Origin of the sequence: Bartonella rattimassiliensis 15908, assembly GCF_000278215.1 — a bacterium.
Lineage (GTDB): Bacteria > Pseudomonadota > Alphaproteobacteria > Rhizobiales > Rhizobiaceae > Bartonella > Bartonella rattimassiliensis.
Genome location: NZ_JH725065.1, coordinates 407,672 through 408,309, shown reverse-complemented (window position 1 = coordinate 408,309; position 638 = coordinate 407,672). Strand labels below are relative to the sequence as shown.

The window sequence follows — 638 nt, the reverse complement described above, 5'->3', positions numbered from 1 at the left end:
CCTGCTGAAAATATGAAAGGAAAGCGTGATACAACAAAAGAATTTCGCGTCCCCTTATCATTAGAGGCATTAGACATTTTAAAACAAGCGCGTTTACTTTATTAGGAACTTCAAGTGCATCAACAAAGCTTATTCATAGTGGTCTTAGTTAGATAACACATTGATTTATAATGATATTTCACTGTTTTGCATATTGAATGAGAGGACTGAATATAGTAAGATTTTCTTATTCTAAACCCTCTCAGATTGAATCAATTCATATCACTTGCTTGCACGTCAAAAGCGGGGCTGGCGTGTGGGTAAAATTTATACAAGAAAGGACTAAAAATGGCTCTTATGAACCGTCTTAATGCAAGATCTGTCGCAACATTGGGAGCTGGCAAATATAATGATGGGGCCGGCTTGTTACTTCACAAGCGTAAAGATGGAGGTGCTCAATGGCTTTATCGTTATACCATTCACGGGCGACGCCGTGAAATGGGCTTGGGTGCCTTAAGACATGTTTCTTTAAAAAAAGCCCGTGAATTGGCAAACCAATGGCGTTCTGTTTTGCATGAGGGTCGTGACCCCATTAAAGAACGTGAAAAACAAAAGCGTGAAGCAATGCGTAATCTCCATTATTTAAAAGATATTGCTTT

At 38.9% G+C, this 638-nt stretch carries 1 protein-coding gene; it reads left to right on the top strand.

Annotated elements, in window-relative coordinates; genetic code table 11:
* Positions 1-327: 327 nt before the first annotated feature.
* On the top strand, positions 328-638 hold a 311-nt coding region (locus MCY_RS09080; protein ID WP_007347211.1), incomplete at its 3' end, for an Arm DNA-binding domain-containing protein.